16 protein-coding genes are annotated in these 19686 nt (G+C 36.8%); all 16 read left to right on the forward strand.

The annotated features are described in order from the left end of the window. The first annotated feature begins 14 nt into the window (after positions 1-14). The 16 genes from PP176A_RS08870 to PP176A_RS08945 all read left to right on the forward strand — a co-directional run bounded on the left by PP176A_RS08870 (position 15) and on the right by PP176A_RS08945 (position 19678). A complete protein-coding gene (locus PP176A_RS08870; protein ID WP_071140113.1) occupies positions 15-1934 on the forward strand; it encodes an aconitate hydratase in 1920 nt (639 codons plus the stop codon). A 39-nt stretch (positions 1935-1973) separates the two neighbouring features. After that, complete coding sequence (locus tag PP176A_RS08875; RefSeq protein WP_071140114.1) at positions 1974-2978, forward strand: isocitrate/isopropylmalate dehydrogenase family protein; 1005 nt, start codon at positions 1974-1976, stop codon at positions 2976-2978. A gap of 40 nt (positions 2979-3018) precedes the next feature. Next, entirely contained in the window at positions 3019-6450 is a 3432-nt protein-coding gene (locus PP176A_RS08880) for a pyruvate carboxylase (protein ID WP_071140115.1), read from the forward strand. A gap of 192 nt (positions 6451-6642) precedes the next feature. Continuing rightward, positions 6643-8745: a BglG family transcription antiterminator gene (locus PP176A_RS08885; RefSeq protein WP_200796107.1), complete on the forward strand. Its 2103-nt coding sequence runs from the start codon at positions 6643-6645 to the stop codon at positions 8743-8745. A gap of 10 nt (positions 8746-8755) precedes the next feature. Beyond that, positions 8756-9061 carry a PTS sugar transporter subunit IIB gene (locus PP176A_RS08890; protein ID WP_128752177.1) on the forward strand — a complete coding sequence of 102 codons (306 nt, stop codon included), beginning with the start codon at positions 8756-8758 and terminating at the stop codon, positions 9059-9061. Positions 9062-9090: 29 nt separating this feature from the next. Further along, positions 9091-10389 (forward strand): PTS ascorbate transporter subunit IIC, encoded by a 1299-nt coding sequence (locus PP176A_RS08895; RefSeq protein ID WP_071140118.1) that lies wholly within the window; start codon positions 9091-9093, stop codon positions 10387-10389. An 83-nt stretch (positions 10390-10472) separates the two neighbouring features. After that, a complete protein-coding gene (locus PP176A_RS08900; protein ID WP_159429054.1) occupies positions 10473-11441 on the forward strand; it encodes a phosphotriesterase family protein in 969 nt (322 codons plus the stop codon). A gap of 117 nt (positions 11442-11558) precedes the next feature. Beyond that, complete coding sequence (locus PP176A_RS08905; RefSeq protein ID WP_159429055.1) at positions 11559-11960, forward strand: hypothetical protein; 402 nt, start codon at positions 11559-11561, stop codon at positions 11958-11960. 187 nt (positions 11961-12147) lie between these two features. Continuing rightward, positions 12148-12924, forward strand: a complete 777-nt coding sequence (locus tag PP176A_RS08910; protein WP_071140120.1) for an IclR family transcriptional regulator — start codon at positions 12148-12150, stop codon at positions 12922-12924. A 90-nt stretch (positions 12925-13014) separates the two neighbouring features. Then, entirely contained in the window at positions 13015-13809 is a 795-nt protein-coding gene (locus tag PP176A_RS08915) for a quinolinate phosphoribosyl transferase (protein ID WP_071140121.1), read from the forward strand. 20 nt (positions 13810-13829) lie between these two features. Continuing rightward, the gene (locus PP176A_RS08920) at positions 13830-14735 is read left to right on the forward strand and encodes a molybdopterin-binding protein (protein ID WP_071140122.1); all 906 of its coding nucleotides are present in this window, start codon (positions 13830-13832) and stop codon (positions 14733-14735) included. A 15-nt stretch (positions 14736-14750) separates the two neighbouring features. After that, positions 14751-15524: a 2-keto-4-pentenoate hydratase gene (locus tag PP176A_RS08925; RefSeq protein WP_071140123.1), complete on the forward strand. Its 774-nt coding sequence runs from the start codon at positions 14751-14753 to the stop codon at positions 15522-15524. Positions 15525-15567: 43 nt separating this feature from the next. Beyond that, entirely contained in the window at positions 15568-16461 is an 894-nt protein-coding gene (locus tag PP176A_RS08930) for an acetaldehyde dehydrogenase (acetylating) (RefSeq protein WP_071140124.1), read from the forward strand. After that, positions 16442-17467: a 4-hydroxy-2-oxovalerate aldolase gene (gene dmpG, locus PP176A_RS08935; RefSeq protein WP_071140125.1), complete on the forward strand. Its 1026-nt coding sequence runs from the start codon at positions 16442-16444 to the stop codon at positions 17465-17467. The genes PP176A_RS08930 and dmpG overlap by 20 nt, the downstream gene beginning before the upstream one ends. Positions 17468-17589: 122 nt before the next feature. Beyond that, the gene (locus PP176A_RS08940) at positions 17590-18228 is read left to right on the forward strand and encodes a 4Fe-4S binding protein (protein ID WP_071140126.1); all 639 of its coding nucleotides are present in this window, start codon (positions 17590-17592) and stop codon (positions 18226-18228) included. Next, positions 18218-19678, forward strand: a complete 1461-nt coding sequence (locus PP176A_RS08945) for a hypothetical protein (RefSeq protein WP_200796108.1) — start codon at positions 18218-18220, stop codon at positions 19676-19678. Before PP176A_RS08940 ends, PP176A_RS08945 begins: the two co-directional genes overlap by 11 nt. The last annotated feature ends 8 nt before the right edge of the window (positions 19679-19686 follow it).

Raw genomic sequence — 19686 nt, forward strand, 5'->3', positions numbered from 1 at the left:
TAGGAGGAAATAATATGAGACTGACGGTAGCGCAGAAAATCATAAAAGATCATTTATCGATTGGAGAAATGAAAAAAGGAACTGAAATAGGGATAAGGATAGATCAAACCTTAACTCAGGATTCTACAGGAACTATGGCTTACCTTCAACTGGAATCTTTGGGAGTTGATAAGGTTAAGACTAAAAGATCCGTGGCTTATATAGATCATAATATGCTTCAGACGGGTCCGGAGAATGCAGATGATCATAGATATATTCAAAGTGTAGCAAAAAAATACGGAATATATTTTTCAAAGCCCGGAAACGGCATATGCCATCAGGTTCACTTAGAAAGATTCGGAGTGCCTGGGGAAACTTTATTAGGCTCCGACAGCCATACTCCGACTTGCGGAGGAATAGGAATGATTGCTATAGGTGCCGGCGGATTGGACGTGGCTGTGGCTATGGCAGGAGGAGAATATTTTATAACCATGCCCGAGATTGTTAAAGTGGAGCTGAAGGGCTGCTTAAAGCCGGGAGTGTCGGCTAAGGATATAATCTTGGAGATATTGAGAAGATATAAAGTTAAAGGCGGAGTAAATAAGATATTTGAATACTGGGGAGAAGGAGTTAAAAGTTTAACGGTTCCCGAAAGAGCTACCATAACAAATATGGGAGCCGAACTCGGAGCGACTACATCTGTTTTCCCTTCCGATGAGGTTACTTATGAATTTCTGAAAGCTCAGGGAAGAGGCAGTGATTATAGAGAAATAACCGCCGATGAAGGAGCTGTTTTTGATGAAGAGTTTGTAATAAATCTTGATGAGCTAAGGCCGTTAGTAGCCCGCTATCATAGCCCCGACAATGTAGTGCCCATAGGGAAAGTGAAAAATATCAGGGTAGACCAAGTTGCTATAGGAAGCTGCACTAATTCTTCCTATAGGGATTTAATGAGAGTTGCTCAAATTTTAGATGGAAAGACGGTAGCCGAACATGTTTCGCTGACTATTTCTCCGGGTTCCAAACAAGTACTGAATATGCTTGCGGAAAACGGAGCTTTGTCAAAGATTATTTCGTCTGGAGCAAGAATATTGGAATGCGGATGCGGACCATGTATCGGAATGGGGCAGGCGCCAAATACCGACGGGGTTTCTTTGAGGACTTTTAACAGGAATTTTAAGGGAAGATCCGGAACTCCTTCGGCAAAGGTATATTTGGCAAGTCCCGAAGTAGCGGCAGTATCAGCTTTAACGGGATATATCACTGATCCAACGAAATATATTTCCGAAGGTGATATAAATCTGCCGAAACATTTTCTTATAAATGACAACTCCATAATTCCGCCGGCAGAAAAAGGAGAGAATGTTGAAATAGTCAAGGGACCGAATATAAAACCCTTCCCTCAAGGAAAGCCATTAACAAGAGATATCGGCGGGAAAGTACTTATTAAGTTGGGAGATAATATAACAACGGATCATATAATGCCGTCAAATGCAAAATTATTGCCTTACAGATCCAATATTCCATATTTAGCTGACTATTGCTTGTTGCCCTGTGATAGTGAATTTCCAAAAAAAGTAAAAAAATTTGGAGGAGGAATAATTGTTTCCGGATTTAACTATGGTCAAGGTTCAAGCCGTGAACATGCAGCATTGGTTCCTCTGTATTTGGGAGTTAAAGCTGTTTTGGCCAAGTCCTTTGCCAGAATTCACAAACAGAATTTAATTAACAACGGAATAATTCCCCTTACTTTTCGACAAGAAAAAGATTATGATGATATAGATGTTATGGATGAACTGGTTTTAGAAAATATTTTGGAGCAGATGGAAGGAGACACCATTGTTGCAAATAATGTGACTCAAAATAAAAGATATACTTTGATATTGGACGAAACGGAAAGACAAAGAGAAATATTAAGGGCGGGGGGACTTTTAAACTTTATAAAAAGCAGGTAAACCTAAAATTGATATTTAAGCAATTGGAAGGATGGTGAGATGATGCACAATATAACATTGATATATGGAGACGGAATAGGAAAAGAAGTAATAGCTTCGGCTAAAGAGATAATTGATTATTCGGGTGCTGATATTAATTGGGATATTGTTGAAGCCGGCTATTCTGCTCAGGAGAGATACGGGACTCCTCTTCCTGATCATGTGACAGACAGTATAAAGAAGAATAGAATAGCATTAAAAGGGCCGGTGACGACTCCCATAGGCAAGGGGTTCAGAAGCGTAAATGTGGCTTTAAGAAAACAATTAAATCTTTTTGCTAATGTAAGGCCGATAAAATCATATGACGGTGTCGACAGTATTCATAAAAATGTGGATTTTGTCATAGTGAGAGAAAATACCGAAGATTTATATTCCGGAGTTGAGCATATGGTAGGAGAAGATGCTGCGGAGAGCATAAAGATTATAACGAGAAAAGCAAGTGAAAGGATATGCAGGTTTGCTTTTAACTTGGCGAGGAAGGAAAACAGGAAGAAGGTAACTTTAGTTCATAAGGCGAATATTATGAAACTTTCCGATGGACTTTTCTTAAATAGTGGGATAAAATGTAGTAAGGAATATGAGGATATACAATTTGAAGACATGATAGTTGATGCAATGAGTATGAAGCTTGTTCAATCCCCACAGGACTATAGCGTGATAGTGGCGCCTAATCTTTACGGGGATATATTATCGGATTTGTCTGCAGGGTTGATAGGAGGATTGGGATTGGCTCCGGGAGCTAATATAGGAGAAAATATAGCGGTGTTTGAACCGGTTCATGGCTCAGCACCGGATATTGCAGGGAAGAATATTGCAAATCCCACATCTGCTATATTATCGGGTATAATGTTGTTAAAATATATCGGAGAAGTAAACAGAGCAGAGACGATAGAAAAAGCTTTGAAAGAAATATTTAAAGACAAGGCTAAATGTACCGAAGATTTGGGAGGAAGCCTTGGGACAAGAGAATTTACTCAGGAAATTATCAATCAAATGAAAGGATAATTAAAGAAGAAATTTTGTTGTGTTAATGGAGGTAATTTAAATGAATAAGAGATTTAAAAAGGTTTTAGTTGCAAACAGAGGAGAAATTGCCATAAGAGTATTCAGAGCCTGTAATGAATTGGGAATAAGAACCGTAGCCATATACTCCGATGAGGATAAAAATTCTCTTTTCAGAACTAAAGCCGATGAATCTTATTTAATAGGAAGAAATAAAGGGCCTGTAGAGGCATATTTGGATATTCATGAAATTATTAAGATTGCTTTGAAAAGGGGAGTAGACGCTATTCATCCCGGTTATGGATTTTTATCCGAGAATCCGGAATTTGCAAGAAAATGCGAAGAAGTAGGGATTGAATTTATAGGACCTACTCATGAGATAATGGAAAAACTGGGAGATAAAATACAATCCAAGATTGTGGCTCATAACGTGGGAGTACCTATTATCCCGGGAATAGAAAAATCAGTATATTCTAAGGAAGAAGCTTTGGAATATGCTGATTATTGCGGTTATCCCGTTATTCTAAAGGCATCTGCCGGAGGCGGCGGCAGAGGAATGAGAGTGGTGAGGAATAAAGAGGACTTGATAAAAGAGTATTACAGTGCTAAAAGCGAAGCTAAAAAAGCTTTTGGAATAGAGGATATCTTCATAGAAAAATATATAGAAAAGCCTAAGCATATAGAAGTTCAAATTTTAGGGGATAAATACGGAAATATTGTACATCTTTACGAAAGAGATTGTTCAATACAGAGAAGGCATCAAAAGGTTATAGAATTTACCCCTGCCTTTTTTATAACGGAGGAACAGAGGAAAAAGATATGTAATGATGCTATAAAGATAGCAAAAGCCGTTGACTACAGGAGTGCAGGGACAGTTGAGTTTTTATTGGATTCCGACGGAAATCACTATTTTATTGAAGTGAATCCCAGAATTCAGGTGGAACATACCGTTACGGAAATGGTTACGGGGATTGATATAGTTGAGAGCCAAATTTTAATAGCCGAAGGGTATTCCCTTGATTCCGATGAGATAGGGATTAAAAGCCAAAAAGATGTAAAGCCGAGAGGGTATTCCATTCAATGCAGGGTAACTACTGAAGACCCTCTAAACAAATTTGCACCGGATATAGGAACAATAGATACCTATAGAACAGGTTCGGGCTTTGGAATAAGACTTGACGGAGGTAACGGATTTACAGGTTCCAATATAAGCCCCTATTATGACAGCCTTTTGGTAAAAATAACTTCTTGGTCCAGAACCTTTGAGGACGCTGCACGAAAATCAAGCAGAGCTTTGAAGGAATTGAAAATAAGAGGAGTAAAGACAAATGTCCCGTTTTTAATAAATGTACTTAATCACGAAGACTTTTTAAGGGGAAGATGTAATACCGGATTTATTGCTGATAATCCGGAACTATTCGATATAATTACGAAAAGAGATATAGAATTGCGGATATTGAATTATATAGGAGAAAAGGTAATAAACGAGACTAAGGGCAATAAACCGGATTTTGATATTCCCGTCGTTCCCAAAGTTGTTAGGCCTAAAGAGCAGTACGGAACAAAACAAATATTGGATGAAAAAGGACCCGACGGGCTTATAGAATGGATTAAGAACCAAAAGGGCCTTCTTCTTACTGACACTACCATGAGAGATGCTCATCAATCTTTGATGGCAACAAGAATGAGGACGAGGGATATGATGAAAATAGCCAAGGCGGTATCCGTGCTGGGCAATGATTTGTTTTCCCTGGAAATGTGGGGGGGAGCAACTTTTGATGTTTCCTACAGATTTTTAAAGGAATCTCCATGGGAAAGATTGGAATTATTGAGAAAGAAAATACCCAATATACTTTTTCAAATGCTTTTAAGGGGAGCCAACGGAGTCGGATATAAGAATTATCCCGATAATGTTATAAGGGAATTTGTAAGGGAATCGGCTGAAAAGGGCATAGACATATTCAGAATATTTGATTCTTTAAATTGGTTAAAAGGAATGGAAGTAGCCATAGATGAGGCTTTAAAGTCGGGAAAGATTGCGGAAGCATGTATATGTTATACGGGAGATATATTGGATGAGAGCAAAGATAAATATACTCTTGATTATTACGTTAAGACGGCAAAGGAAATAGAAAGGACCGGCGCTCAGATTTTAGGAATAAAGGATATGTCGTCTTTGTTAAAACCTCAGGCAGCTTATAAACTAATAAAGGCTTTAAAAAATGAAATTGGTATTCCTATACACCTTCATACTCACGATACAAGCGGAAACGGAGTGGCAACTGTTTTTATGGCTGCTTATGCGGGAGTGGATATTGCGGATACTGCTTTTAACAGTATGGCAGGGTTGACAAGTCAGCCGGCTCTTAATTCGGTAGTTGCAGCTTTGGAACATACAGACAGAAGTACGGGGCTTAAATTAGACGACCTTCAAAAAATTTCGGACTATTGGGCAGCAGTAAGACCTGTATATAAGAATTTTGAATCAGGGTTAAAATCAGGTACAGCCGAAATATATAAATATGAGATTCCCGGGGGACAATATTCCAATCTAAAACCCCAAGTCGAGAGCTTCGGATTGGGGCATAGATTTGAAGACGTAAAGAAAATGTATATGGCAGTAAATAACATGTTTGGGAATATAGTAAAAGTGACACCTTCTTCTAAGGCTGTAGGAGATATGGCTATTTTTATGATACAAAACGGATTAACTCCCGAAAATATTTATGATAAAGGAAAAGATATGGCATTTCCCGATTCCGTCGTTTCATATTTCAAGGGGATGATGGGGCAGCCCATGGGAGGGTTTCCGGAAGAACTTCAGAAACTTGTATTAAAAGGAGAAAAGCCTATAACAGGCAGACCCGGAGAACTCCTTGAACCTGAAAATTTCGGGAAAATAGAATCATATCTGAGAGATAATTATAAGATAGAGCCTAAAAAGGAAGATGTTCTGTCCTATGCTTTGTATCCGAAAGTATTCGAAGATTACTTAAAATATGTCGAGGAAAACGGAGATTTAAGCAGGATGGACAGTGACGTATTTTTCCATGGGTTAAGAGAAGGAGAAACATGTGAAGTAGAAATTGAAGAAGGAAAAACCTTAGTCATAAAACTTATAGAGATAGGCAAATTAGATGATGACGGAAACAGAACATTGTATTTTGAAGTAAATGACAGTACAAGAGCAGTAAAAATTCATGATAAAGCAAGCAAGACAATAAAGGAAACTTCCCTTACGAAATTGGCAGATCCGAAAAACAAGCTTGAAATCGGAGCAAGCATACCGGGAACTATTATAAAAGTATTGGTGGAGCCGGGACAAAAGGTTAAGGAGAATCAATTGGTTGCCATAATAGAGGCAATGAAAATGGAAACTCAAGTTTTATCTCCTGTTAATGGGTCCGTAAAATCAATATTTGTAAAAGAAGGGCAAAAAGTGGAGAGCGGAGAGCTGCTCATTATGCTAAAATGATGAAATAAAAGTGAATGAACAATATAGTTTAAGCATAAAAACCATATACTGAAGTTTAAATGTATATGGTTTTTTTATATAGTGTAATTCTGCTATAACTTTGTTGAAAAACGTTAATCTTTTTCTGTCATATGCTTTCAAATATAATAGAAAATGAAAGAGGTGATAATTATTATACTCAATGTAAGGCGGATGCACATACTTTTAAACCTCATGGATTTAAATTCTCCCATAAACATATCTGATCTGGCAAATTTGTTTAAAGTGAGCAATAGGACAATTTGTAACGACCTTGACTGCATTGATGAGTTTTTGAATCATAATAAATTACCTCCGCTGATCAGAAAGCCAAATGTGGGAGTTCAATTTCGCGAACCGAATAAATATAAAGATGATGTGTTAAAGGCAATGGGAAATATCAGCATTTATCATTATAACCTTTCCGTGAGGGAGAGAGTAAACATTATTTTGGATAACCTCCTTCAGGAAAGGGATTTTACAACTATTAATGATATGGCAGATAAGCTTTATGTATCCCGCAGTACTATTGTTAAAGATCTCAGTCTGGTAAGAAAATGGCTTAAAGTAAGGGGATTAGAGCTTCAATCTATTCCTAAACACGGAATTAAAGTGATAGGAGATGAGAAAAAACTTCGCAAAGCAGCTATGGAATTGTTGACGGAATCATCGAATTTAGACAATAAATCCGAGAAATCCGAGATACCAATGATAGTTCGTGTAAATTTAGGGGTTGACAGGGAGATAAATAATTTTTTTAAAGATATAGATATTGTTTATATCGAAGAATGCATAAAAACTGCAGAGAAAGAACTTAACACCGTTTTTTCAGATGCGGCTTATTCGGGAATCGTGATGCATTTGGCTATAGCTGTGAAGAGGATAAAGCTCGGCCGAGATATTATAATGCCGGAAGATGAGTTAAAATCTCTTCAAATTACAAAGGAATTCAGCGTAGCTTCAAATATAACAAATATGTTGGAAAAGCATTTTGAAATAAATATTCCTTCCGATGAGATAGGATATATAACGGTACATTTGTTAGGTGCAAATATATCCAACACCAATCGTAACAAGAATAAAAACTGGATTGACTACGAACTGATAACTGAAAGGATTATATCTGAAGTTGACAGCAAACTGAATATGGATTTATCTAAAGACAGTCAACTTTTCGAGGGATTGCTGGAACACTTGGAACCGGCAGTATATAGGTTAAAACATGATTTATTGTTAAAAAACCCTCTTTTAAATGATATCAAGCTGAAATACAATAATCTTTTTAATATAGTAAAAAGCGGTCTAAAACCCTTAGAAAATTATGTGGGAAATGATATTGATGAAGAAGAAGTCGGCTATTTTACAATACATTTTGGTGCCGCAATAGAAAGATATAAAACCTCTCATATGAAAAAAACCGATGTTTTGGTTGTTTGCAGTACTGGGGTAGGTACCGCCAAGATGTTGTCGTCAAGATTACAAGCGGTATTTGACGTTAACATAGTAGATTGTATCGCATATCACCAGATAAAAGATTTTATAATTAAAAATCCGGTAGATATTATAGTCACCACAATTCCAATAAAAGTTGAGGGAATAAAAACAATAACAGTTAATCCTCTTTTACCTGAAAGGGATATAGAAAATCTGAGGAAATATCTTAATATATCTAAGCCAAAAGATAGCGTTTTAAAAGAACTTATAAACATCATAGAAAAGCATTGTACTATATTGGATAAGGATAGCATCGTCAAAGAATTATCAATATTTTTGAATACGACAACAATTGAAAAAACGAGAGGAGTTGTTCAGCCATTGTTAAAAGATATTTTGACAGAAGAAGTAATAAAATTGAATGTTGAAGTTAAAGATTGGGAAGATGCGGTAAGAAAGGGGGGATATTTGTTAGAAAAAACAGGTGCGGTAGAACATCGGTACGTGGATGCCATGGTTAATTCGGTAAAGAATATAGGACCATACATTGTAATAGCTCCAGGAATTGCTATGCCTCATGCAAGGCCGGAATCGGGATCAAACAAGGTTGGAATGAGTTTGATAACATTAAAAAATCCTGTAAATTTCGGCAATAAGGAAAACGATCCTGTAAAAATAGTGGTTTGCCTTTGTGCAATAGATCATGTGACTCATTTGAAAGCATTGTCAGAGCTTGTAGAAATGTTGGGAGATGATGAAAATGTGAAAATTATCAGCAGTTCAACTGATGTAAATGAGGTGCTTGGAATGATTAGAAGAAGTAGTGACAAATTTAAAAATTGAGGTGAAAATTATGGATAAAAGATATGAAATTACGGCTTTATGCGGAATGGGATTAGGTTCAAGCAGTATAGCAAGGATGGCAATAATGGAGTTCGTTGATAAATATAAAATCAATGCCTTTGTAAATGTTGCGGATATTGGTATGATAAAAGGATTAAAAAGCGATATTGTTTTAACTACAAAAAGTATGGAAAGCCACATACCTAAAGAAATGTATGAGAACATGAAGGTTGTCTTTGTTACAAATCTTATGAAAAAAGATGAAATAAACAATTCCCTTTATAAAATATTTAAAGAGTGGGGAGCAATAAAATAATTTTATAAATATAAAAGGAGGATGAGAGAATGAAAACGGTTATACATTTTATTATTTTCCAGATACTTGATCAGGCTCCTATATTTTTAGGAATTATAGCTCTTGTCGGACTACTGGTTCAGAAAAAGAAATTCTCGGATATTTTTGATGGAGTTATAAAAACGATAGTAGGTTTGATAATACTTTCCTTGGGAGCAACGGCAATATCTGATTCCATAGGTCCTGTGATTGGCCTGTTGAACAACGTTGTTAAGGTTAAAGGGGTAATGCCCATGAATGAAGCCGCTTTTGGGGTATCTATGTTAAAGATTGCTAATCAAGTAGTTTTAACATTTATCATCGGATTTTTGATCCATTTGGCCCTTGTATTTATATTACCGTGGAAAAATTTTAAGAATGTTTATTTAACAGCTCATATGATGCTTTATCTATCGGTATTTTTAAATTTGTCATTGGGATCGGTTTTAGGTATCAAGGGAACTTCATTGGTTATTGTTTCGGCGATATTTGCTGCAATATATTGGACTTTCACTCCGGCAATTCCGAGGGTACTTGGGAGAAAGTTTGTTGGAGATGACTTTACATTGGGACATGCTCAACAGTTCGGTGCTTTAATAGGTGCCGGCATAGGAAAATTATTCGGAAAACCTGAAGAAAACGATTCAGATAAAATAAAATTACCGGGAGGATTATATCTTTTCCAGGATATAACATTAGCTTTGGCTATAATAATTCCTATATTATATATAATTATAGGACTGATTGTCGGGCGAAGTAATGTAAGTACCTTATCAAAGGATCAGAATTGGATTATTTGGCTTATTATGCAGTCATTATATTTTATTGCCGGAGTTTCGGTCATGCTTGTAGGGGTAAGAATGTTTTTAAATTCCATAATACCTGCTTTCAAAGGTATATCCGAAAAGATAATTCCGAATTCGGTTGCGGCTTTAGACTGCCCAGTTTATTATCCTTATAGTTCTTCAGGGGCAATGATTGGATTTTTAGGCTCCATTCCCGCTTCAATAGTTGTCACACTTATGTTGATAGCCTTTAAATCTCCTATCGTTGTATTTCCAAGTCCTATAATATTATTCTTTGACGGATGTACCGTAGGAGTTTTCGGAAATAAATACGGCGGATGGAAGGGAGCCTTAGTTGGAGGATTTGTCAGCAGTTTTATCGCTCATCTCGGTGCAGCAGCGTTATATCCCATGATGGGACTGTTATACGGTTCGGGTGTTATGTTCAGCAATATAGATTATGCGGTATTTTGGCTTCCGATATTGTGGATTTTAAAATTATTAAGACCTGTATTTGGGATATGAATTTGCCTTAAAATAAGTATATAATAAATGAGAGATGATTCTCTCATTTATTATTTGAATATTATTTAATGGAGGGGATAGAATTGAAATTTGTTCAAACGGTGTTAGGAAAAGTTCCTATTAACAATATTGGAAAGACGGATTCCCATGAGCATCTTATCAGAATCGGAGGAGGGGAAGTTATTCACGGAGGGAATGATTTCCTGATGGACAGCGTAGATAATGCGGAGAAAGAGATATCGCTGTATAAAAATGCAGGCGGAGATACGATTGTTGAAATGACTCCTTGCGGAAGCGGCAGGGATATAAACAGTTTGGTTAAATTAAGCAAGACTTCCAAGATAAATATAATTGCTACAACAGGATTCCATAAATCAGAGCTGTATGACAGAACTCATTTTCTTTACAGGTATTCCACGGAAGATATAGCGGATTTATTAATAAAGGATATTGAAGAAGGAATAGATGAATATGATTATGCGGGACCGATAGTCAGAAGATCAAAGGGAAAAGCAGGAGTGATAAAAGCTGCTGCAAGTTATCAGGTAATTACAGAGATAGAGAAAAAGGAATTAAAAGCTGCGGGAATTGCTTCCGTTAAAACCGGATTTCCCGTTTCTCTACATCTTGAAAGAGGTACTATGGCTTTGGAAGCTGTCGAAATTTTGCTGCAAACCGGGGTAAGGCCTGATAATATTATCTTAGGACATATAGATAGAAATCCGGATTTGCTGTATCATAAAAAAATTGCTTCTAAGGGAGTTTATCTTATTTATGACGGCCCCGGAAGAATAAAATATTATACAGACGAAGTAATCTCGAATTTATTTAAAAATATGGAGAATGAAGGTTTTGGTTCCCAGATATTGATTGGAGGAGATCTGGGCAGAAGGTCTTACTTTAAATCCTATGGAGGAGGACCGGGACTTGATTATAATCTTAACACATTTGTACCGAGGCTTTTGGAAATAGGACTCAGTGAAACCTCAGTAAGAAATATTTGTTGTGAAAATGCAAGGAATGCTTTTTCAAATAAGATCTATGAAATTTAATAGGAATCCATTTTCATACTTGATCCGGCATAAATTTTTACATTTATTTATCATATTATTTTGAAGTTTATTTTAATGTAGGATATAATATATATAAATATTTTGTCTATGGGGAGAGTGAAAAATGTGGTTGATGAGGAATTCCAGAAAATAGTGTTGGAAGAACTAAGAGACCTGAGGGAAGGACAAAAGAACTTAGTGGAGGGACAGAAAAGCTTAACAGAAGAACAGAGAAGATTGGGAGAAAGACAGGAGAATCTGGAAAGAAGAGTTGATGAAAATTCCATGGCAGTCAGAGGAATGAAGGAAGAGCATGGAGCATTGTTAAGAGGGATAGAAGAGAAATTGAAAACACAGCAGAAATCCGTGGAAAAGATAGATTTTATAGAAGAAGCCGTTAAAGAGATAAAGAAAGATATTAACAAAGTAGAGCAGGTAACGGCCGATAACTGGTCTGATATTGCCAAATTGAAATCATTTAAAGTTATGGAAACATATAAAAAAGGGGAAACCGATTAAATCGGTTCCTCTTTTTTTAATACTAATAACAAACAAAATAGAAATAATTATAGAATTATATTCGTTATTAACGAATATAATTCTATAATACAAAAAATATATTGACAACGTATTCTTAACCTATTATAATTTATTATGAAGATAAAAATTAATTAGAATAATAGATAAACGATAGGCAGGTATATAAATGATAAGAGCAGAAGGGGTTATAGTTCAGTCGGTAGCTCGTGCTTTAGATATAATACAGTGTTTTAGCGGCAATAATGTGGAATTGGGTATTTCAGAAATTGCGGATAAAATGAATTTAAGTAAAAGCACGGTTTATGGATTGGTAAATACGTTAGTATCAAAGGGATATTTGGAACAGAGTCATCAAAGTAAAAAATATCGTCTTGGAATTAAATTATTTGAGTTCGGGAATTTAGTTCAGAATCGTATGGATTTAAGGAATGAGGCAAAACCTTTTTGCCAGTTATTATCCGAAAAGTATAAAACTACAGTACACTTGGCAGCTCATTATAGAGGAGAAGTTATTTATATAGATAAAATTGATGCAAATGATTGGGTGATTGCTTATTCTCAGGTGGGTAAAAGAGCACCCATGCATTGTACAGGGGTAGGGAAAGCTATTCTTGCATATGCAGGTGAGAAATATATAGAAGAATTCATATTAGAGGAACCTTTAAAAAAGATAACTGAAAACACAATTACCGAACCTGAAAATCTTCTAAAGGAGTTAGAGACAGTTAAAAAAAGAGGCTATGCAGTAGATGATGAAGAAATTGAAGTTGGTATAAGATGCGTAGCTGCACCGGTTTTTAATTATGAGAAATACCCTATAGCAGCTATCAGTGTATCGGCACCTTATAAAAAGTTACAAGATGGGGTTATAGAAGAAGTGGCAGCAGATGTTAAATATTATGCGTTAAAAATTTCCGAGCGTATGGGATATTCGGATAAATAAAAGATATAATTTGGAGAATGGAATATTTCTCCAAAAAAATACCAATATTTATGAACACAATTCGTTAATAACGAAAAAAGGAGGAAGATTATGCAAGATATCAGAGACATTATATTTAAGAGTATTGAAAATCAGAAATTTAATGCTCTTTTGATTCCCGAAAGAAACGGCTTACTGTCAGGAGTTAAATATGCCCTTGAAGAAGCGGAAAAAATCAAAATTGAAATTGAATTTTATAAAAAAGAGGGAAATCAAATCGAAAGGGACAAGCCTATTGCTAAGATATCTGCTTTTCCTAAGAATATGGCTTTGGCGGAAGAAAGAATTATAGGTACTCTGTCTAAATTTTCCGGAATTGCCACTGCAGCAAAAAAAGCAGTAGATTTTTCTGAAGGAAAAATTAGGGTAGTCTCCGGTTCGTGGAAAAAGATGCCCCCGTCTATTAAAGATGGTGTGAGAAGTGCCATTGTTTCCGGTGGAGCACACTTTAGGATTACTGATGACAATATGATTTATCTTGATAAAAATTATATTAAAATGTTTGGCTCTATACCTAAGACACTAGATGCAGTGAAGGATTTTAAAAGCTTTACAAAAGTAATCCAAATTAAAGGAAAACAACTTACTGTTGAAGAGGAAACAAGGCGGGCTTTAGAAAACGGTTGCGGCATATTGATGGTGGATACGGGAGAAATTAATGATGTTGTCCGCTGCTTAAAAATTGTTGATTCCATGGGAATGAGAAATAAAGTTAAAATTGCTTTCGCGGGAGGCATAAAAGTCATAGAAATTAAAGAACTGGCGAAATTGGGCATAGATGTTCTTTGTATAGGCAAGGAAATTGTAGATGCCCCACTGCTTGATATGAGACTTGATGTGATATAAAAATATCCGGAGGCGAGAAAATGGGATTAAATTTATTGGAAAAAACGGAATTATGGATAAACAATATAACCCTTGACAATGCAAATCTTACTGAAATTGCGGAAACAGTTGCACAAATTTTAAAGCTGAAAAAAGGAAATGTGCTGGTTGTAGATGTTCGGCCGAATCATATTACTTTAGATATTTTGGAAAAGGATATTCCGGAGGAAAACATTTTAGGAAAGGAAAAAGATATACTGAACGCTCTCTCAAAGTTAAAAGGAGTTAATATCACTGATGATACTTATATCCATTCAAACGGTATTTTGGGAATGGTTTGTTTTGAAACGGAAAATCCTAAAGAGATGTTGAAAAGTGTTGCGAATATGGTTGATGAGATGAAGGAAAAGATTTCTAAGCGAGCTATAGTTTTTCCTACGGGTTTTGAATTAAAGAAAAATTTAATAGAAGATACAAATACTCCTTATCTAAAAGGAGTTTTAGAAGAAGAAGGATTCAAAGTAACGGTGGGGGATATTATGGATGATGATATCGAAAGTGTGGAATATATATTGTCTGAAGCCGTATCTAAGGCTTATGGCCTTATAATTACTACGGGAGGCGTAGGGGCGGAAGATAAGGATAAAACCGTGGAAGGCATATTAAGGATTGATCCTCAAGCTGCGACTCCATATATTGTAAAATTTAAAAAAGGAACAGGGCGTCACGTAAAAGATGGGGTAAGAATTGCTGTCGGTAAAGTCGGACCTACATATATTGTTGCATTGCCCGGCCCAAATGACGAAGTGAAGATTGCTTCCGAGATTCTAATAAAATTATTAAAGAATAATTGTGATAAAGAGCAAATTGCTCAACAGATTGCTAATGCTTTGGCAGAAAAAATGTCTAAGAAAAAATTCAATCATGAGAGCTTATTACATAAATAATGAGGAGGTATTAATATGGATTATAAAAAAATAGCTCAGGATCTTTATAATGCGGAAAAAGGAACTTATCAAATTGATATGATAAGCAAATCCAATCCCGATATGACTGTAGAAGATTCATATAAGATACAGTTGGAAAATATATCAAGAAGAATTTCCCAAGGGGAAAAGGTTGTAGGAATGAAAATAGGGCTTACAAGTAAGGGAATGCAGAATCTTTTGGGAGTGAATGAACCTGATTACGGACACCTTACGGATAAGATGATAGTAATGGAAGGAGAGATATGCCCTATAAAAAGTCTTATTCAGCCTAAAGTAGAAGGTGAATTGGCTTTTTTCTTAAAGAAAAGTCTAAAAGGACCAGGTATTACAATAGCGGATGTTTATCATGCTGCCGATTGGATCGTACCTGCAATTGAAATCGTGGACAGCCGAATAAAGGACTGGAAAATAAAGTTGGTAGATACTATTGCTGATAACGGTTCAAGTGCAAAATTTGTTTTAGGGAATAGAATAACTAAGATAGATGGTATTGATATGCGGTTAATAGGAATGAATCTGGAAAAGAACGGAGAGCTTGTAAGTACGGGAACAAGTGCCGAAGTCTTAGGAAACCCTGCGGCATCCGTTGCATGGCTGGCTAATAAATTATCTCAATTTGGTATTGAGCTTAAAGAAGGAAGCATTATTTTATCAGGGGCAGTAACAGCTGCAGAAAAAGTTCAGCCGGGAGACGCTTTTACTGTTAGTTTTCAAGATATGGGAAGGGTAACAGTAAAATTTAAATAATTATATACAGCACTAAATTAAACACTTTAAGGAGGATATATTTATGAAAAAAGTCAAGGTAGGCATAATAGGTCCGGGAAATATAGGAACGGATCTGATGTATAAGGTTATGAGGAGTAAGAACCTTGAAATGTATATGATGGCAGGAATTTATGAATCCGAAGGATTGAAAAGAGCGGCAAAGTTGGGATTTAAAACGTCTATTGAAGGTGTAAAAGCCATTGTTGAGGAACCCGAAATAAAGATAGTATTTGATGCTACCAGTGCCAAAGCCCATATGGTCAATGCTCCGCTGCTTAAAAAAGCAGGAAAAATTGCTATTGACATGACTCCGGCAGCAGTGGGTCCCTATGTGGTTCCTTGTGTTAATTTAGATAAGTTGACTTTTGAAAATAATTTTAACATGGTAACCTGCGGAGGTCAGGCAACGGTTCCTATTGCCTATGCTATTAATGAAGCTGCCGATTCGTCTTATACGGAAATTGTATCTTGTATTTCTTCCAAGAGTGCAGGTCCGGGAACAAGAGCCAATATCGACGAGTTTACTCAGACGACGGCAAAGGCTCTGGAGAAGGTAGGTGGGGCTGACAAGGGTAAAGCAATCATTATTTTAAATCCTGCGGATCCGCCTATACTGATGTCCAATACAATATATTCTATTGTTAAGCATCCTGATGAAAAAAAGATAATCGAATCCGTAGAAAATATGGTTTCTAAAGTACAAGCCTATGTGCCTGGATACAGATTCAGAGTGCCGCCAATTGTGGAAGGGAATAAAGTTACAGTCATAGTTGAAGTAGAAGGGGCAGGAGATTTTTTACCTAAATATTCCGGAAATCTTGATATTATTAATGCGGCAGCAGTAAGCGTAGCAGAAAAATTGGTTCAAGGAATGACAACAGAAGGGGTGGATAACAGTGGAAAAGCAAAAAATTAATATAGTTGATACGACTTTAAGAGACGGAAGTCATGCAGTGAGCCATAGCTTTACAACAAAACAGGCAGAGGATATAGCTGAAGGATTGGATAAAATAGGAGTAAGAATTATAGAGATAAGCCATGGAGACGGTATTGGCGGTTCTTCAATTAATTATGGGTTTTCAAAAGTTTCTGAAATGGAATTGATTAAAGAAGCCAGAAAGAAAATAAATAATGCAAAGCTGGGGGTACTTCTTCTTCCGGGGGTTGGAACTATTGAGGATTTGGAAGAAGCCCGACAAAACGGAGCAGAAGTAGTCAGAGTTGCCACACATGTTTCCGAAGCGGACATTGGAATCCAACATATTAAATATGCAAAGAAAATGGGAATGAAAGCAGTGGGATTTTTGATGATGTGCCACATGGGAAGCCCCGAATTAATTGTAGAACAAGCTAAAATTTTTGAAGACAGCGGAGCGGATTATATAAATGTTGCGGATTCGGCAGGCCATATGGTTCCCGATGATGTGAGAAAAAGAATAAGTCTGCTGAAAAAATCCATAAATATTCCTATAGGTTTTCATGCTCATAATAATCTTGGTTTAGCTATAGCAAATTCCATTGCTGCCGTTGAGGAAGGTGCTGCTTACATTGACGGGACCTGTAGAGGTCTCGGGGCAGGAGCAGGAAACGCCCAGTTGGAAGTTTTAGCGGCAGTTTTAAACAGACTGGGTTATGATACGGGAATTGATATTTACGGAGCTATGGATGTAGCGGAAGATATTGTTGAACCTATAATGCAAAGGCCTCAGGTTATAAATACGGCATCATTGATGTTAGGATATGCCGGGGTTTACTCAAGTTTCTTGCTTCATACTTATAGGGCTGCGGAGAAGTTTAAGCTGAACCCGAGAGATATTCTTGTGGAATTGGGAAGAAGAAAGATGGTTGGAGGACAGGAGGATATGATAGTTGATGTTGCCTTTTCTTTAGCTCAGAAGAAGAAAGAAACAGCTCACAGTTAATTATGTGTATCCGATAAATTTGCAAAAGTTTTTCTACCGTTTTGTATATTTAAAGGTGGAAAAACTCAGCAATTTTATATAAAACAATATCTAAGAAATTATTATGAAGGAGGGTTTGTTATATGAAAAGTGTCACCCTTGTGGCAAAGGTAAATAGGGAAAAGTGCAGAGGATGCAGAATCTGTACGAAAGTCTGTCCTGTATTGGCAATTTCCGTAACAGACAAAAAGGCAGTTGTAAATGAAGAGGAATGCCGGGCCTGTGCAAACTGCGAACAACGTTGCCCGTTCCATGCAATCGAGATGGTAAAACGTGAAGAACCCCTTGAAATCGGAGTGGATGTAACAAAATTTGATTACGGAGAAATAAGAAAAATTTGCGAGAAAGCCCATCTTAATCCGGAGCAGATTCTTTGTTACTGTGTAGGAGTAAGGGCGGAGGAAGTAGCTGCTGCTATTTTGGATGGGGCTGATACTCCGGAAAAGGTTTCTTCCAGAACAGGAATTAGGACAGGCTGTACTATTGAGTGCATACAGCCTCTTCTAAGATTGCTGGATGCAGCGGGGTACAAGCTAAATCCTATTGAAGGAGGATGGCAGTGGTATGGGAAAACCGCAACAGCTTGGACTGTTCCCGAAAGTGTAAAGGAAAAGTACAGCAGCAGAGGATTTTATTTTGACGAAGATGAAAAACTTTTGGATGAAATTGCAGCAACTCATACTGATTATGAAAGTAAAGGAGGAAAAAATCATGATGAATAAACCGATTACTCCAATATCTGCTAAACCATCGGAATATGGAATTGATCCTTCTCTTGTAAAGAAACGTGCCGCAGAATTACCTGATATGGTATCGATTATGTTAAAAGATTTGTTTCCGGATCTTCCAGATATTATTTACCCCAATGAAGAAAACAGTTTGGAAGGTGTGCGCAAAGCGGCCGTGGATTCATTGATGAAAGTTGATATGAGCATGATTAAACCGGAAGATTCCGTAAATGTTCTTGCTTCCCATCACGGCTTTACTCTTCTCGGAGGGCAGCCTTATGCCGAATTATTAAAGGCTGTTAAAGATGTCGTTGAAAAAAAGACAGGCTGTAAGGATATTCGCCTTCGAGCAGGAGTAGGCATGAGATTCCGTGAAACGGAAGAATATATAAAACGTTACGGTTTGGATACTTATTATAACGGAAAAGCTGTGGGAGTGGCACCGGTTGATGAAGGCGTTCCTATAGAAACGGAAATAGGAACTCTGTATGGATTGAAAAAAGTTTATGATGCGGATTGGATTATACATGTTCACCATACTGATGTCAGGGAAGTCCATTTTCACAGGCAGGTAGATAAAGCGGTTAAACCCTTTGGAATGTCCTATGCCCGTATAGAAACGAGAAGCACTTATCATCAGAATTTAGGGCCCAGAGCGGCTAACTTTGTTGCAAGAGCCATATTTGAATCAAAGTTTGTGCAGAGCAAATTCGCATTTGCCGCATTTTTGGATGTAGGACCTCACGGTATTGTTGGAGTAGATTGCGACAACGATCTTTATGCTTTAAACGATAGGGCAACTTTTATCGGATGTCAGCGTTACGGAAAAGTCATGACTTTATTCGGAGAAATTAAAGATTGTATTGCAGTCCTTGATTTTCCGTGCCCTGTACCATATGTATTTTCTGCCGGTGTTATATTTGCCAATTTTGTAGGGGCAAATACGGATCTCTATGATTTAAAGAGCCCCCTTCCGCCTTATACATGGTATACCGAAGCATTTTACGGAAAAAACGGTAAGCCTCTATTAGATGAAATCCCTGCAATTAATCCCGCAATAAAAATGTGCATTCACAATTATGCTTGGATAGGATATCCGTCTGCCTTTTTCGCAGAATATATCCCTACGGTAGTAGTCGGAAGAGAACAAGGGGATCTGTTTAACAAGGACCCGTTAAATATGAGATATATGGATTATGCATTAACTGCCAAGACATTGGATTCGGCTATGAATTTTGCTTACAAGACGACGGGAACGGATAAGGTTATTATATTTGACGGTGCAATGGGTGGTATGAATGTCAGCAAATCCATGGCCGAATTTCTTATAGAAAAGGCACCCCTTGTCAGTGAAAGAGTAGAAAATGTTTTACTTCCCAAGTGGCTTAAACAAAGAGGAGTAGATATTTCTATATTAGATAAATATAAATTAAAAAATAAATAAAAATTTAT

This window comes from Sporanaerobacter sp. PP17-6a, from assembly GCF_900095615.1.
GTDB classification, from domain to species: Bacteria; Bacillota; Clostridia; order Tissierellales; family Acidilutibacteraceae; genus Acidilutibacter; species Acidilutibacter cellobiosedens.

Bases quoted from the DNA above. Each gene is read 5' to 3' on its own strand.
- PP176A_RS08875 (WP_071140114.1), top strand. From the start codon at position 1,974: ATGATGCACAATATAACATTGATATATGGAGACGGAATAGGAAAAGAA.
- PP176A_RS08920 (WP_071140122.1), top strand. From the start codon at position 13,830: ATGGGATTAAATTTATTGGAAAAAACGGAATTATGGATAAACAATATA.
- PP176A_RS08925 (WP_071140123.1), top strand. From the start codon at position 14,751: ATGGATTATAAAAAAATAGCTCAGGATCTTTATAATGCGGAAAAAGGA.
- PP176A_RS08930 (WP_071140124.1), top strand. From the start codon at position 15,568: ATGAAAAAAGTCAAGGTAGGCATAATAGGTCCGGGAAATATAGGAACG.
- PP176A_RS08945 (WP_200796108.1), top strand. From the start codon at position 18,218: ATGATGAATAAACCGATTACTCCAATATCTGCTAAACCATCGGAATAT.
- PP176A_RS08885 (WP_200796107.1), top strand. From the start codon at position 6,643: ATGCACATACTTTTAAACCTCATGGATTTAAATTCTCCCATAAACATA.
- PP176A_RS08915 (WP_071140121.1), top strand. From the start codon at position 13,015: ATGCAAGATATCAGAGACATTATATTTAAGAGTATTGAAAATCAGAAA.
- PP176A_RS08940 (WP_071140126.1), top strand. From the start codon at position 17,590: ATGAAAAGTGTCACCCTTGTGGCAAAGGTAAATAGGGAAAAGTGCAGA.
- PP176A_RS08870 (WP_071140113.1), top strand. From the start codon at position 15: ATGAGACTGACGGTAGCGCAGAAAATCATAAAAGATCATTTATCGATT.
- PP176A_RS08890 (WP_128752177.1), top strand. From the start codon at position 8,756: ATGGATAAAAGATATGAAATTACGGCTTTATGCGGAATGGGATTAGGT.
- PP176A_RS08895 (WP_071140118.1), top strand. From the start codon at position 9,091: ATGAAAACGGTTATACATTTTATTATTTTCCAGATACTTGATCAGGCT.
- PP176A_RS08880 (WP_071140115.1), top strand. From the start codon at position 3,019: ATGAATAAGAGATTTAAAAAGGTTTTAGTTGCAAACAGAGGAGAAATT.
- PP176A_RS08910 (WP_071140120.1), top strand. From the start codon at position 12,148: ATGATAAGAGCAGAAGGGGTTATAGTTCAGTCGGTAGCTCGTGCTTTA.